Here is a 14,967-nt window from a genome sequence, read left to right on the forward strand (position 1 = left end):
GAGCCTCCTCTATGTCGAGTTGATATTTTTCTCCTCATCTTATCATAATAGAAGTAACGTATACATTCATATGGTAGGATAGAGAGAGTCAATTTAGGATAAGGATGACACAAATGAAAAAAATCTCATTAAAACAAACATTTGCAGAACAAGTGAAAAAGGGATATCCGCTTATTTCAAAAGATGCTGTGTCGCGTGTGAACGGTGTACAGGAAGGCGAGCTCATTGAATGGGTAGATGAAAGAGGCTCTTTTTTAGGGAAAGGATATTATGGTGTGCAAAATAAAGGCATCGGCTGGGTGCTTTCCTTTGACGCTAACGAAAAAATAGATCAGGCCTTTTTTGTTTCTAAACTTGAACAGGCATCCAAAAGCAGAACGCATCTATTTCGTGATGCACAAACGACGGCTTTCCGTGTGTTCAATGGGGAAGGGGATGGAATTGGTGGAATCACGATTGATTATTATGATGGATTCTATCTCATCCAATGGTATAGCGAAGGTGTTTATACATTAAAAGAAGATGTATTGGCTGCGATTGAGCAGGTGTACCCTGACTATAAAGGCATTTATGAAAAGAAGCGATTTGATACGTCTGGACAATATATCGAAGATGACGATTTTGTAAAAGGGGAGAAAGGTGAATTTCCTCTTATCGTCAAAGAAAATGGGATGAACGTGGCGGTTTATCTAAATGATGGTGCGATGACAGGTATTTTCCTTGATCAGCGTCATGTGCGAAAAGCAATTCGAGATCGCTATGCAAAAGGAAAGACCGTCCTTAATACGTTCTCTTATACCGGCGCTTTCTCTGTAGCAGCAGCGCTTGGCGGGGCAAGCCGTACGACAAGTGTAGATGTTGCAAACCGCAGTTTGAAAAAAACATCTGAGCAGTTTGAAGTGAATGGCATTGATGTAGACGGGCAGGATATCAAAGTCATGGATGTCTTTAAATATTTCCCGTTTGCGGCGAAAAAAGGCTGGAGCTATGATGTCGTGATCTTGGACCCACCTTCCTTTGCACGAACGAAGAAACACACATTCAGTGCAGCGAAGGATTATAAGAAACTATTAAAAGAAGCCATCCAGATCACAGCTGAGAACGGCGTCATTGTGGCGTCAACCAATAGCAGTGCATTTGGGATGAAAAAGTTTAAAGGATTTATTGCACAGGCCTTTAAAGAATCTGGGAAAACGTATCGTATTCTTGAGGAATATACACTTCCTGAGGACTTCCGTACAACGAAAAATTATCCTGAGGGGAACTATTTAAAGGTTGTCTTCATCCAAGCATAAGAAAAAGCCATTTTCCGATAAGGGGAAATGGCTTTTTCTATAAGGCAAACGACATCAGGATAGGCGCTGCACATAATGTAATAATGGCCGAAATGATCATGGACACACTTGAGATCGTGCCTGAGACCGAGCTCAGTTCAAAGGCCTTCGATGTGCCTGCACCATGTGCACCTGTACCAAGCAGAACGCCCATTGCAATGTCATTATCAATACGGAAATAACGGATAACCAATGGTCCAATGATTGAGCCAAATAATGCTGTTAAAATGACGAATACAGCCGTAACGGACGGCATCCCGCCAATCATTTCAGACACACTCATTGCAACGGGTGTTGTGACGGATCTTGGGACGAGGCTCTCGATCAGACTCGTATCCAAATGAAACAATTTGGCGATAAACGCTGTTGATAAAATCGCAACGATAGAACCGCAAGCCACATTTAAAATAATTTCTACTGCATGCTTCTTCAGAATGTGAAAATACTTATATAAAGGAATGGCAAATGCCACAGTCGCAGGTTGAAGCATATTTGTCAGCCATTTTCCGCCTTGATTGTAAGCATCGTAAGGAATGTTCACGATTAACAGCAAGACCACAAGAACAACCGGTGTCACAAGTAAAGGGGAGACATAGACTTTCGGATGACGTTTATAAACCGCTTTTGATCCGAGATAGATCAGAATGGTTAAGATCAAAAATAGTCCGCCAACTAACATAGCTTTTTTCGCTCCTTTCTTTTCGCAATCATCTGCGTCATTATGCCAGTCGAGAGCATGACTACAAAGGTACTAAGTAAAACCACAAGGACAATACTTGTGCCAGATTGAGAAAGTAATGTTCCGTAATCAATCACACCTACTGCTGAAGGGATAAAGAAGAGCAGCAGTTCTCCGAGCAGCCATACGGCGCCAAGTTCAATCCATTTTAATTTAATGATGTTAAAATGAAGTAATAAGAAAATGACAAGAATGCCTAAGATCGTGCCCGGAATTCTTAAATGCAAAAAGGCCGCCAGCACATTCATCAATTTCGCAAAAGCAAATAAAGCCATAATCTGAAGGGTAGCAATCAGCGACGTTTTGAGCAATTGCACTTTCTGTTCACTCCTTTTTCTATATAAATTGTTCACTGTTTCACAAAAACAACACAACGTTCTAATTGGTGAGCTTACTTTAAAGTGTACAGCACGTTCTATTATAGGTAAAATACATATATCGAATAGTTAGTATTCCTTTTGTCTATAGAAAGGGTGAACCATGTGGACATCAGACATTTAACATATTTCTTAGAAGTGGCACGGTTAAAGAGTTTTACGAAAGCATCGCAATCGCTCTATGTGTCACAGCCGACCATTTCCAAGATGGTCAAAAACCTAGAGGATGAGCTAGGTGTGCAGTTGTTTTACCGTAATGGCAGACAGGTTGAAATGACAGATGCTGGACAAACCATGTATACACAGGCGAGTGAAATCACACAATCCTTTCAGAATTTAACGAGTGAATTAAATGATTTAATGAATGTGAAAAAAGGACATATCCGAATAGGACTGCCGCCCATGATTGGATCAAGTTTTTTCCCAAATGTGATGGGGGAATTCCGCCAGCAGTATCCAGATGTCACCTTTCAATTGGTGGAGCACGGCTCCATTAAAGTAGAGGAAGGGGTAGAGGATGGATCATTAGATATTGGTGTCATTGTTCTGCCTGCAAATGATAAAATTTTTCATACATACACCATCATTAAAGAGGATATGAAGCTTGTCACCCATCCATCACATCCGATGGCAGGACGTGATGAGGTTCATTTGGCTGATTTAAAGGAAGAGTCTTTTATTTTCTTTCGAGAAGATTTCGTTCTGCACAGCCGAATCTTAAATGAATGTATGAATGCGGGATTCAGGCCGAACGTTATTTATGAAACGTCACAATGGGATTTCATCAGTGAAATGGTTGCTGAGAACCTTGGAATCGGGCTTCTGCCTGAACGGATTTGCCGTGATCTAGATCCTGATAAAGTGAGGATCATTTCCTTAAATCCGTCTATTCCGTGGCATTTGGGTGTCATTTGGCGAAAGGACCGCTACTTGTCCTTTGCTGCAAGAGAATGGTTAAAGCATACAAAATCCTATGTGTGGGATGCAGAGTAAAAGGGAGGACGATACAGATGAAATTAAGCTGCGTGTCTCATCTTTTGGAAAAGGTTCGAGCGGAAAATCCGCTTGTCCATAATATCACCAACCAAGTTGTGACGAACTTTACAGCGAATGGACTGCTTGCTTTAGGTGCTTCTCCAGTCATGGCAAATGCCAAAGAAGAAGTGGCAGAAATGGCGCAATTAGCGGATGCACTTGTGCTGAATATCGGCACACTAACAAAGGATACGGTGGAGGCGATGGTCATTGCTGGACAAGCGGCCAATGAAAAAGGTGTACCGGTTCTATTAGATCCTGTTGGTGTTGGTGCGACAACGTTTCGGACGAGTGCGGCGAAACAGCTGTTACAGCAAGTGGGCATCACTGTTGTCAGAGGGAATGCTGCTGAAATAGCTCATTTAATTGGAGTGAAAGGCTGGCAGTCAAAAGGGGTTGATGCAAAAGGGGCAAATGGAGATGTATCGTCTTTAGCAAAGCAGGCGGCAAAAGCCCTTCAAACCGTTGTGGCGATTACGGGAAAAGTGGATGTCGTGTCAGATGGAGAAGAGGTTCTATCTATTCATAATGGACACGAATGGTTAACCAAGGTGACAGGGACTGGCTGTTTACTCACCTCTGTCATAGGGGCATTTTGTGCAACAGGGGAACGGCCCATTCATGCGTCGGCATCAGCTCTGCTGTTTTATGGTGTCGCTGCAGAAAAGGCAGCTCAGCAGACAGAAGAGAAAGGGCCAGGCACCTTTCAAATCGAATTGTTAAACGCGCTATCCAATACAAATGGTCAAGATGTGATCACGTTAGGGAAAATAGGGGGAGTTTTGCATGACGAAGGTTGATCAGCAGCTAATCAAACAGCAATTATCGGTTTATTTTATTATGGGAACAGCGAATACAAGCCGGCATCCGCTTGATGTGGTGAAAGAGGCCATTCAAGGCGGGATCACGATGTTTCAGTTTCGTGAAAAGGGTGAAGGTGCTCTGCAAGGTGAAGAAAAGAAAAAAATCGCTCAGCAGATTCAAGCACTTTGCCAAGAAGCGAATATCCCCTTTATCGTAAATGATGATGTACAGCTTGCAATAGATCTTGATGCAGATGGTGTCCATGTTGGGCAGGAAGATACACTTGCACTAGATGTACGGCAAAGAATCGGGAATAAAATATTAGGCGTGTCCACGCACAATCTAGATGAAGTGAGGCAAGCGATGAAGGACGGGGCAGACTACGTTGGGATGGGTCCAGTCTATCCTACAGAAACAAAAAAGGATACACGCAGTGTCCAGGGTGTTTCTTTAATCAACGAAGTACGTCAACACGGTCTTCACATTCCTATTGTGGGCATCGGCGGGATCACGTATGAAAATGCGGCACCAGTCATCCAAGCGGGAGCCGATGGCATTAGCATCATCAGCGCCATTAGCCAAAGCGCTGATCCGAAAAAAGCTGCGGAAGAACTAACATCTCTTGTCGAGTCAGAGAAAGCAGCTCTTTCATCTGTAAAAGACATGGATTGACTCATCCATGTCTTTTCTTATCTGCGTGAAAAATAGACAGTAGAGATACAATTGTGTACAATCTAATTGTTCGATTATTTTCGAAATGACAGGTAAATAAAGGAGAATGAATGATGGAAGTGCTCGATACGTATTTTCGCCGATATGATGAAGCGGGAAAAGGGCAAGAGCAAATGAACGAATTGCTGGCATTGTTTTCAGATGATGTCATGATTGTCTTAAATGGTGCTGAAAAGCCTGGCATCCAAGCGTTCACACAGTTTTTGAACACATTTTTCCACGTACATGAAGACATTAAGCATATGTGGGATGGCTGGGTGAAACGTGAAGATGGGAAGTATGAAACAAACTGGGCTGTTTGCGGAAAGTTAACAGACGGTCGTGTATATACAGCAGAAGGCATTGATATTGCAGAGCTGGATGATCAAGGAAAGATCGTTTATTTAGAAAACGTCCCGAAAAACCCAGAGTTATTCCAGCGATATTAAGAAGCCGGCAGAGCGGATATTATCCCCTCTAATTAGACAGTATGAGATAATAAGCAAGCATGAGGCTTGCTTATTATTAGATTTATTTATCCGTAAATAGCTTATCAATCAAACTTATAGCAACAAAACAAAAAGGAAATGCAATGAAAATGTACAGAACATTTTTAGGTACAAACATATTGTAATAATAGAAAAATACACTCATAAATAAAATCATCACTGCATACTTGATCATACTCTTCACAACATTCCTCCTAATATATATCTACCAACCATTATTAGTGCGCTTATCCCTCTTATCTAACTGTTTAGAAATTTGAGTTTCGATATCCGAATCATTTAATGAAATTGCGACAGCAACACCAATAGAGATCGCTAATTTTTTAGCTTCCGCTTTACTTTTTTAATAATAAATGATTGTATAACACCTACACCACCCCTACAGCAAAACCAATCACTGCATTGAAAACTGCACCTGCAAACTTAACAGGCACACCGACCTTTATCTCTAATGATAGCAGCTTGAATTTCTTTCACTTCAAAAGAAGAAACAAATACATCTTTAGCAAATACAAAATCATCATTCTCTTCTAGTGTTGGCATCATTTATTCCCTCCACTATCTCTTTTTGTGCTGCTGTCAATTAATCATTCCATTCAATTCTATAATCACGATCGATTCCAGAAAAAATTAAACCAGTGTGCTCCGATAGAATACCGTCACACACTGGTAGCTTAGACTTCTTTTATTTGTCTAACGAATAAGCGTCAATCGCTTCTTTAGCAGATGTTTCTTGATCAAAAAGAAGATATCGGCTGTACACTTCGCTTAAATGCAGGGGACCTTCGTCTAAGTTTTCAACTAGCTCAAAGATATCGAGTACGGCTACTAGTTTTGTGGTTGTTTGTCCATGATCTCCATTTTCAAATGTCTCATCTGGAAAATGGTCTTTGACGATTTGTTTCACTTTTCGATTGTTTTTTGCTCTCACTAAAATGATTCGTTCCTCAAAGATTTTATCCGGTCTCACCTTTGGTGAGGAGCTAGATTCAAATAATAATTTTGCTGAGTACAATTTATGCATATGTTTCACTTCTTCCTTGTAGGGTGAATTTCCAGTATGTGTTTAAAATGATAACATAAGAATAACAAGAGAATTGAAGTCTATGGGGGTAATAGGGTTGAAGAGAATCATTGATAACAGAGGAGAAGTTCATGAAATTCTGCTGATCATCATCACATGCTGTTCGTTGATCACGTTGAGGAAATGTGACAAGTTAGAAAGATATAAAGAGAGATTAAAAGGCCAATTTATCCCATATTGAGTACAGTTTTGAAATAGCAAGAACACTGAAAAAGCCGGCAGAGCAGCCGGCTTTTTCTCATCAATCTGTATCCATATGCATACCTGTGTGTGCTTTTACTTGAATTTCTGTAAATGTGTCTTCATCTGCTTTTTCATAGGAGAAAATGGTGCCTAAGTAAGCCGCAAGGAATCCGAGCGGGATCGAGATAATCCCAGGGTTCGATAGTGGGATAAGCGGCTCTCCTGTGAAAATGGCTGCCCCTGATGGGTCCCAGACGCTTGGGCTGAGTGACACGATCAGGAGTGCGCTCAGAAGACCTGTTAAGCTTCCTGCGATAGCCCCTGTTGAGTTAAATCGTTTCCAAAAGACAGTGAAGATAATCAACGGTAAATTCGCACTTGCTGCCACTGCGAAGGCAAGTGACACAAGAAAAGCGACGTTTAAAGATTGCGCAAATAATGCAAGAATGATGGAAAGGATGGCCACGCCGATAGAAGCAAAGCGTGCCGCCTTCACCTGTTCCCGTTCACTCGCTTTCCCTTTGCGGATAATCTGGCTATAAAAGTCATGAGCAAAGGCAGACGCGGCGGATAAAACGAGACCGGTGACCACTGCCAGTATAGTCGCAAAGGCAATAGCGGAAACAAAGGCAAATAATAAATCTCCCCCTAGGGCCTGTGCAAGCAGTGGTGCTGCCATGTTTCCTGCTGCATCGGCTGCCGTAATTGCATCTGTTCCGACAAAAGCTGCGGCACCGAAGCCGAGGAAAACCGTCATTAAATAAAAAATCCCGATGATCCACGTAGCAGATAGAACAGATTTACGCGCAGAAATGGCATCCTTTACCGTATAAAAACGGATCAAAATATGCGGCAAACCTGCTGTTCCTAGCACAAGGGCAAGGTTCAGAGACAGGGTCTCTAAAGGCACATCATATTTATTTCCCGGGTGAAGAAATGCCCCACCAAGCGGGGTCGCTGTTTTCATCTGCTCAAACATCTTCAGCAGGCTAAAATCAAACTTGGCAAACACAAGCAGCGAAATAATCAGCGTGCCCAGCATGAGAAGCACAGCTTTCGTGATCTGTACCCAGCTGGTTGCGATCATGCCGCCAAACACGACATAAATGGTCATCAAGACACCTACGATCAGCACCGCAATCCAGTAATCAATGCCAAGAAGCAGTTTGATTAATGCACCTGCCCCAACAAGCTGTGCAATCATATAAAAAGTGGAAACCGTGATGGTGTTAAAAGCAGCCACGCCTCGAATAGCAGGGCGTTTGAATCGTGCAGCAATCATATCAGCCATCGTATATTTTCCTAGATTTCGAAGCGGTTCAGCCACGACATAAAGGACGACAAGATACGCTACAAGAAAGCCAATACTATAGAAAAAGCCGTCAAATCCATTTAAGGCGATCATGCCGGCGATCCCTAAAAATGAAGCAGCAGACATATAGTCCCCGGCAATGGCAAGGCCGTTCTGAAACCCAGTCAGACCGCCGCCTGCGGTGTAAAAATCGCTCGCATTGCTTGTTTTTTTCGCAGCAAAATACGTGATGACCAATGTGAGCCCTACGATCGCTATGAATAAAATAAAAGCGGTCATACTCATTCGTCATCACCTCTAGATTCAGTTTTTAAAGCGCTTACATATTTGTCGAACTTAGCTGCTTTTTTTGCATAAAGCCCACATAAAACCCATGTCATCACAAATTGCGTGAGGGCAAATAACCAAGCCCACGTGATCGCTCCAATTGCTGGCGTGTTCAAAAAGGTGAAGTAGGATGTAGCAACCGGAAGTGAAAAGTAAAAGAGAAAAAAGAAAATCGTCATCGGTACGATAAATCTGCGTTTTTCCTCAAGAAGTTTTCGAAAATCCTTTGAAGCGGCAACCTTCTTATAATGAACGTTTTTGTCTGCCATTGTTTCCTCCTTTGTACGAATTAGGGACAAGGTACTCCAATGCATATGAGACGATCTGGTTGTTTATGACAGTATATCATAAAAAAGGCACCCGAAAAGGGTGCTTTCTACCGATAATGCGCAAGAAATGTTTGTCTTGCTTTTTCATATGCTTCTGCATCAAAATGATCTCCGCATTTGTGAATACACCAGGGCTCCACTTGCCTTGCAATCCCAACCTCATATCCCTGCTGTGCAAACTCAAAAGACTGTGACACATCATAAAAATGAAAGCCGTCTAAAAGATCCTCACGCCACTTGATATCATATTGTGTTGCCATAAAAAGACCGTCAATAGCAGAAGCTTTGATATAACCTTGGGGCTCTGTCTGTGGATGACCAGATTCAAACGTCAGTAGCTGATAGGTGTCGTGCCGATATTCAATGACTTTCCCTCTGCAATCATGGCTCTCCCACCAGATTCCATTGTCTGGCACACTTTCTGCACCTATTACCCCAAGCATGCCAAGTGACGGATTTTGCAAGAAAAGTGGGATCAGCTCGAGAAGCATATGCTGTTTGACGATGAGTGTATCTTGATGAAGATAAATTTTAAACTGTGCAGGATGAGTGAGAGCTTCATTGTATCCAGAGGCCATACTTGATGCATGTCTAATGGGCAAAACCTCTACATGATACCCGTGCGGAGCAGGAAGTGAAGCGAGCTGCCGGAAGCAAGCTTGAAACATCGACTCATCATTTACACATAAAACAAATAAGATGGTGGGGCTACTCATTGAGTTGAACCGCCTCAACCACGTATTGATAGGCTGTCGCTGCCTCGTTAAAATCAAAACGGATGCCATGTTTTACGAGTAATTCATGTAGATCATTCATGACGCCCGTATAGGAAGGGTGTTGTACACGAATGGTTTCAAGCTCACGAACATGAAACCCGGCTGACTGAAAGAGGGCATGAATTTCGTGAAGGGTAAAGAAGCGTAAATGTGTTTGATCCATTAATCCTGCATCTGTATAAGAAAATCTCCCAGCCAGTAATTCTAAAACCGTTGAAATATGACCAATATTCGGAATGGAAGACAAGATGGCCCCTTCCCTTTTTAGAAAGGGTTTGACCTTTTTTAAAACGGCCCAAGGGTCCAATAAATGTTCAAGAACATCTCCGAAAATGATGCAGTCAAATTGTTCATGCTGATAAGGCAGCGCCATCTGTTCAATATTGCCGCATAAAACATGATCCAGCGCTTTCTCAGCCTGCTTTGCTGCATCTTCAAAAGATTCAATTCCATATATGGTACGGTCTTGTTGTTTTAAGACTTTTCCAAGCTGGCCTGTGCCGCATCCGATATCCAAGATAGACGTCCATTCCTTGCGAATACGATGGACAATCACAGGGTTCACACCGTGATAATATTGATCCTTCTTTTGATGATAATAAGATAGGGAATCTGAACTCACGCGCCACCCACCTTTCTTCTTTCTTGTGTCTTATGCTTAATATATGGGTGGGGAGCTTGGTTTTATAACGAAAATGGGCAATTTTCATGAATGACAGCTAAAAAGGGGTCATATAAAGAACAGGGAACGGACTGTCCTCCTAAAAATAGAAAGACAGAACCCCATTGAGTGGAAGGGATTGGTATGATGAGGTGTTCAATTATTGTAGCGTATCGTCATGAAAGGATGTTTAAAGGTCAATTGACAGGTTAGAACTTTAGCCAAAGCAATCTGAAAGACAAAGGATAACGGCGTTGATTACGGTTTGTTTATCATCTTCTGATCACCGTTGGATGTTAAAAAAGCTTGTATTTCCTCGATGCCTAGTCCAATTTTTTTCGCTTCTTGAATCAAATAAACCCACTCTTCGTCAACTCTTCTTTTCACTTGCGTATCCATAATATCCTCCAGTTCAATAAGACATATTCATCTGCAACCAATGACTTGAACAAACCGTCTAGTAACTGTACGTGTATGTGAATGGAGTACAAAAATAGATTTTTGTCGAAAAATGATGACATTTAACCTATTTTGTAAAATCTATCACCTACCACGTCCCTAAAAAAATGACTAAAAAACCCATAAATATTGAATTCTTACTTCTCATAATAAACAATTGTAAAGTCAGTTAAAAGATTATAAATTAAAATAATGATAAAGACCTAAATCATTTGACTCATATAAACCCATAAGGTTGACATATGCCATCAGCGAGAACAAATTTCATCTTTACAGGACGCACATATTGTTCGTTTGGGAAGTTCTTCTTAAGATGGTATTCTAAAAGAAACAGAATTCACCAAGAAGGAATGAAGAAAGACATGTATAGCCTTTTTCAAAAGTATCAAGAAGTTGTCATGTATCTGATCATGGGTGTGTGTACAACCATTGTCAACATAGTCAGCTTCTATTTATTCGTTGAGATGTTTTCTATGGATTACAAAACAGCAACGGTTGTTTCATGGGTATTTGCTGTGCTCTTTGCTTATATCACCAATAAGAAGTATGTCTTCAAGCAAAAGGCTCGTGACACAAAAAGCCTGATGCGTGAGCTTTCTTCATTTTTTAGTGTCCGTCTCATGTCTCTAGGTGTAGATCTGGGGCTGATGATTTTATTTGTGAGCCAAATGGCGCTCAACGAAACCGTCGCAAAAATTCTTGTTAACTTTGTGATTGTCGTGGTCAATTATGTCGCCAGTAAATGGTTCGTCTTCAAGAAAACAAAAGAAGATGCGATTTAACACATGAAAAAGATAGGTGATGTGAAATGAGCAGCAGGCCAGACGAATTATATGATGCCATATATCAACAAACAGAAAAGCAGCATGAACAAGTGTTGAGGCTAGTCAAAGAAATGACCGCACATCCAGAAGCATTTTCTGAACAAGAAAAGGAAAAGATCAACCGAATGGACATTGCGCTTCAAACGGCATCGGACATTTTAGAAAATTTAATGACCCCTGATACGCAAATGACCATTGTTTTAAGACAAGGGAGAATTCGTGTTGACCTGACGAAAGCGTAAAAGAAGCAGCCAATTGAAAAGCGGCTGCTTTTTATTATGCATCGCTTGTTTCCCGGAGTTGCTTTGGAGACATGCCGATTTTCTTTCGAAAGACTTTATTCAAGTAATTCGCGTTTCGGTAGCCGCACTGTATGGCGATTTCTTCAATCGAGTATTTCGTTGTTTTCAGTAACGTTTCCGCCTTTTCTAAACGAATATTGGTTAAATAATGAATCGGTGTGAAGCCAGTTGCCTTTTTGAATTCCCTCGTAAAATGACTTTTGGATAAACGTGCCGCAGCTGCCATATCGTCAGGCCCAATCTCCTCGTGAAAATGGTGGCTTGCAAATAAGGCCGCTTGGACGATGGGCTCAGGCCATTTCTCCATTTGTCCCTCAAGCTTTGGCAAATATGAATACAGTTCCATGACAAATTGATAAGCAAGGCTAGACCCCTCAAATGGATTGGTAATCCGTCTTTCACTGGCTTCATCATAAATCTTCTTTAGCAGGCGGATCGGTTTGGAATTCGGATGAAAACGCATGACCTGCTTTCCTTGATCGATAAATTGATCAAAGCAAAGGTTACAGGCTTCCCCATAAAGTGTTAAATAGAGAAATTCCCAATGTTCACTGTCTTCTGGAAAATAGTATTGATAAGCACTGGGGCTTTTCACCAGAAAGGCCTGTCCAGGCAATACTTTGAATCGTTTCTGTCCGATTTCAATCATGCCGTGTCCAGACAGTGTGAGCTGAAAGATGCACTTGCCCTGATCCTTCCGCTCTACGCCATTCCAGCTGTATAACGAGGATGATTGAACTTCCCAGCCAACAGACCAGATTTGGGCCGGCAATGTCACATCAGAATGGTGAAAACGAAATGCAAATGCTTCCTTCTTCAAATTGGAAACCCTCCTTCACAGCAAAAAACAACCTTTTTCTATTTTGAATCATGTTACACCTCATATCACATCGTACCATTCACAGCAAAAAAAGGGTATTTTTTAACGATTTTTTTACCATTGAACTTCAGCTGATGGGGCAACTAAAATAAGATTATCAGAAGAGAAAAGGGGAATGGATATGATCGACACATTACGAGCAGCATTTCACCAGCAATTTGGAGATCAGCAAGAACTCCGCTATTTTTTCGCCCCAGGCAGAGTCAATCTGATTGGTGAACACACAGATTATAATGGGGGCCATGTCTTTCCATGTGCACTCACTCTTGGTACATATGCTGCGGGAGCAAGACGATCAGATGGACGCGTCAGAATGTATTCCTTGAATTTTGAAGAAGAAGGTGTGAAAGAGTTCGACCTTTTTGAAATCGCTTTCTCAGAATCGGACGGCTGGGCGAATTATCCGAAGGGAGTATTCCAACAGTTTATCGAAGCAGGCATGGATGTGAAAGAAGGCTTTGATATTGTATATGCCGGCAATATCCCAAATGGCGCAGGTCTGTCATCTTCCGCCTCTATTGAGCTCGTCACGGCTGTCTTGATCAATGAATGGTCGTCATTCGGCGTAACGCAAATCGACCTAGCCCTTCTTGCGCAGCGTGCTGAAAATGAGTTTATAGGCGTGAACTGCGGCATTATGGATCAATTTTCAATTAGTCTTGGAAAAGAAGGTCACGCTATTTTGCTCAATTGTGACACACTTTCCTTTGAATACAGCCCATTTCGGCAAGAGGGTCTGGCACTTGTCATTGCCAATACAAATAAAAAACGAACACTTGCAGATTCCAAATACAATGAGCGCCGTTCGGAATGTCAATCTGCTATAAGCGATCTTAGAAAAGAATTAGATATCGGTCATTTATGTGAGCTCACGGTGGATGAATTCGCTACGCATGAACATTTGATACAAGATGAAACGTGTAGAAGACGTGCAAGACATGCCATCACGGAAAACGAGAGGACCATGAAAGCAGTAAATTTTCTGAAAGATGATAAAATGAAAGAACTAGGTGCACTCATGAAGGCATCTCACCTTTCTTTAAAGAATGATTATGAAGTCACTGGGCATGAGCTAGATGCACTGGCCGAAGCCGCATGGCAACATCCAGGGGCGATTGGTTCCCGTATGACAGGTGCTGGCTTTGGGGGTTGTACCGTCAGCATTGTGAAAGAAGAGCTACTGGACTCATTTATAGAAGAAACAGGTGCGATTTATCAAGAAAAAACAGGCATTCAAGCCTCTTTTTACACAGCTGGAATTGGAGGCGGCGCTAGAGAATTAACGAAGGAGGAATTTTGATGGCAATTTTAGTATGTGGGGGAGCAGGTTTTATTGGCAGTCATGCGGTAGCGGCTCTTTTGGCTAAAGGAGAACAAGTGGTGATTGTGGATAATTTGCAGACAGGTCATAAAGAGGCAGTCGTAAAGGGTGCCGTATTAGAAGAGGGAGATTTAAGGGATCATGCTTTTTTAAGACGGGTTTTTCAAACGCATGACATAGAAGCGGTCATGCACTTTGCGGCAGATTCTCTTGTTGGAGAAAGTGTAACAGACCCGCTGAAGTACTATGACAACAATGTCGGAGGGGCAACGGCTTTACTTCAGGTGATGAATGAATTTGATGTGAAACGCATTGTATTCTCTTCAACTGCTGCGACATATGGTGAACCAAAGCGTGTACCGATCGTTGAAACGGATGAGACGAACCCAACAAATCCTTATGGGGAAACAAAGCTCGCGATTGAGAAAATGATGAAGTGGTCTGAGCAGGCATATGGTATCGAATACGTTGTGCTTCGCTATTTTAATGTAGCCGGTGCTCATACAGAAGGGATTGTCGGGGAAGATCATCAGCCAGAAACGCATTTAATCCCAATTATTCTGCAAGTGGCATTAGGAAAACGTGATCAAATCATGATTTACGGTGAGGATTATGAAACAGAGGATGGCACATGCATTAGAGACTACATTCATGTCATGGATTTAGTAGAGGCGCACATTCTAGCGGTTGAGCGTCTGCGTGAAGGAAAAGGAAGCGCGACGTACAACTTAGGGAACGGCACAGGATTCTCTGTGAAGCAGGTCGTAGAAGCCGCAAGAGAAGTGACAGGTCATGCCATTCCAGCACAGGTGGCAGAAAGACGTGCGGGTGATCCAGCTAAGCTGATTGCTTCATCAGAAAAAGCGCTGAAAGAACTAGGATGGAAGCCGCAATATGCAGATCTCCACACCATCATTCAAAGTGCATGGGATTGGTTTCAGAAACATCCAGATGGCTATCAAAGTGAGTAACGTGTAGCAGGCAGGGGAGGAGACAAAGG

The 14,967-nt window shown here is 42.1% G+C and carries 19 protein-coding genes; 10 read left to right on the forward strand and 9 right to left on the reverse strand.

From position 1 onward, the window contains the following. Positions 1-113: 113 nt before the first annotated feature. Positions 114-1,295, forward strand: a complete 1,182-nt coding sequence (locus ASG46_RS08090; RefSeq protein ID WP_019743483.1) for a class I SAM-dependent rRNA methyltransferase — start codon at positions 114-116, stop codon at positions 1,293-1,295. Positions 1,296-1,332: 37 nt separating this feature from the next. Here ASG46_RS08090 and ASG46_RS08095 read toward each other — a convergent pair whose 3' ends face one another. Both ASG46_RS08095 and ASG46_RS08100 read right to left on the reverse strand, forming a co-directional pair. Beyond that, entirely contained in the window at positions 1,333-2,013 is a 681-nt protein-coding gene (locus tag ASG46_RS08095) for a CidB/LrgB family autolysis modulator (protein ID WP_007497850.1), read from the reverse strand. Continuing rightward, entirely contained in the window at positions 2,007-2,390 is a 384-nt protein-coding gene (locus tag ASG46_RS08100; protein WP_017368298.1) for a CidA/LrgA family holin-like protein, read from the reverse strand. The genes ASG46_RS08095 and ASG46_RS08100 overlap by 7 nt, the downstream gene beginning before the upstream one ends. A gap of 165 nt (positions 2,391-2,555) precedes the next feature. On the opposite strand from ASG46_RS08100, the gene cidR reads away from it, so the two are divergent. The 5 genes from cidR (at position 2,556) to ASG46_RS21615 (ending at position 6,187) form a co-directional block, all read left to right on the forward strand. Then, positions 2,556-3,443, forward strand: coding sequence for a cidABC operon transcriptional activator CidR (cidR, locus tag ASG46_RS08105; protein ID WP_035702495.1), 888 nt, complete (start codon positions 2,556-2,558; stop codon positions 3,441-3,443). A 17-nt stretch (positions 3,444-3,460) separates the two neighbouring features. Then, positions 3,461-4,285 (forward strand): hydroxyethylthiazole kinase, encoded by an 825-nt coding sequence (gene thiM / locus ASG46_RS08110; protein WP_035702492.1) that lies wholly within the window; start codon positions 3,461-3,463, stop codon positions 4,283-4,285. Further along, a complete protein-coding gene (gene thiE / locus ASG46_RS08115; protein WP_035702490.1) occupies positions 4,272-4,961 on the forward strand; it encodes a thiamine phosphate synthase in 690 nt (229 codons plus the stop codon). Before thiM ends, thiE begins: the two co-directional genes overlap by 14 nt. 113 nt (positions 4,962-5,074) lie before the next feature. Beyond that, positions 5,075-5,449: a nuclear transport factor 2 family protein gene (locus ASG46_RS08120; RefSeq protein ID WP_008345523.1), complete on the forward strand. Its 375-nt coding sequence runs from the start codon at positions 5,075-5,077 to the stop codon at positions 5,447-5,449. 630 nt (positions 5,450-6,079) lie between these two features. Beyond that, positions 6,080-6,187 carry an IS3 family transposase gene (locus ASG46_RS21615; protein ID WP_366966485.1) on the forward strand — a complete coding sequence of 36 codons (108 nt, stop codon included), beginning with the start codon at positions 6,080-6,082 and terminating at the stop codon, positions 6,185-6,187. Between the two features lie 7 nt (positions 6,188-6,194). On the opposite strand, the gene ASG46_RS08125 is transcribed toward ASG46_RS21615, so the two are convergent. The 6 genes from ASG46_RS08125 to ASG46_RS08150 form a co-directional block, all read right to left on the reverse strand. Further along, positions 6,195-6,533: a DUF4288 domain-containing protein gene (locus ASG46_RS08125; protein ID WP_017360152.1), complete on the reverse strand. Its 339-nt coding sequence runs from the start codon at positions 6,531-6,533 to the stop codon at positions 6,195-6,197. A gap of 301 nt (positions 6,534-6,834) precedes the next feature. Next, complete coding sequence (locus ASG46_RS08130; protein ID WP_056704104.1) at positions 6,835-8,373, reverse strand: solute symporter family protein; 1,539 nt, start codon at positions 8,371-8,373, stop codon at positions 6,835-6,837. Continuing rightward, positions 8,370-8,684, reverse strand: coding sequence for a DUF485 domain-containing protein (locus ASG46_RS08135; protein WP_056704105.1), 315 nt, complete (start codon positions 8,682-8,684; stop codon positions 8,370-8,372). Before ASG46_RS08135 ends, ASG46_RS08130 begins: the two co-directional genes overlap by 4 nt. A 107-nt stretch (positions 8,685-8,791) precedes the next feature. Continuing rightward, positions 8,792-9,460, reverse strand: a complete 669-nt coding sequence (locus tag ASG46_RS08140; protein ID WP_035389886.1) for a glycosyltransferase family protein — start codon at positions 9,458-9,460, stop codon at positions 8,792-8,794. Beyond that, positions 9,453-10,142 carry a class I SAM-dependent methyltransferase gene (locus ASG46_RS08145; protein ID WP_017360141.1) on the reverse strand — a complete coding sequence of 230 codons (690 nt, stop codon included), beginning with the start codon at positions 10,140-10,142 and terminating at the stop codon, positions 9,453-9,455. The genes ASG46_RS08140 and ASG46_RS08145 overlap by 8 nt, the downstream gene beginning before the upstream one ends. A 297-nt stretch (positions 10,143-10,439) precedes the next feature. Continuing rightward, positions 10,440-10,580 (reverse strand): anti-repressor SinI family protein, encoded by a 141-nt coding sequence (locus ASG46_RS08150; RefSeq protein WP_008345506.1) that lies wholly within the window; start codon positions 10,578-10,580, stop codon positions 10,440-10,442. Between the two features lie 458 nt (positions 10,581-11,038). Between ASG46_RS08150 and ASG46_RS08155 the strand changes: the two genes are divergently transcribed. Beyond that, positions 11,039-11,422 carry a GtrA family protein gene (locus ASG46_RS08155; RefSeq protein WP_024719496.1) on the forward strand — a complete coding sequence of 128 codons (384 nt, stop codon included), beginning with the start codon at positions 11,039-11,041 and terminating at the stop codon, positions 11,420-11,422. 26 nt (positions 11,423-11,448) lie between these two features. Continuing rightward, on the forward strand, positions 11,449-11,706 hold the full coding sequence (locus ASG46_RS08160) for a hypothetical protein (protein ID WP_035389883.1): 258 nt from the start codon (positions 11,449-11,451) through the stop codon (positions 11,704-11,706). 34 nt (positions 11,707-11,740) lie between these two features. Here the strand turns inward: ASG46_RS08160 and ASG46_RS08165 are convergent, their stop codons facing one another. Beyond that, a complete protein-coding gene (locus ASG46_RS08165) occupies positions 11,741-12,586 on the reverse strand; it encodes an AraC family transcriptional regulator (RefSeq protein WP_035389881.1) in 846 nt (281 codons plus the stop codon). Between the two features lie 181 nt (positions 12,587-12,767). Between ASG46_RS08165 and ASG46_RS08170 the strand changes: the two genes are divergently transcribed. Both ASG46_RS08170 and galE read left to right on the forward strand, forming a co-directional pair. Continuing rightward, the gene (locus ASG46_RS08170; RefSeq protein ID WP_056704272.1) at positions 12,768-13,946 is read left to right on the forward strand and encodes a galactokinase; all 1,179 of its coding nucleotides are present in this window, start codon (positions 12,768-12,770) and stop codon (positions 13,944-13,946) included. Further along, positions 13,946-14,938, forward strand: coding sequence for a UDP-glucose 4-epimerase GalE (galE, locus tag ASG46_RS08175; RefSeq protein WP_056704110.1), 993 nt, complete (start codon positions 13,946-13,948; stop codon positions 14,936-14,938). The genes ASG46_RS08170 and galE overlap by 1 nt, the downstream gene beginning before the upstream one ends. Positions 14,939-14,967 lie beyond the last annotated feature (29 nt).

It is taken from the genome of Bacillus sp. Leaf49 (assembly GCF_001426125.1).
GTDB classification, from domain to species: domain Bacteria; phylum Bacillota; class Bacilli; order Bacillales; family Bacillaceae; genus Bacillus; species Bacillus altitudinis.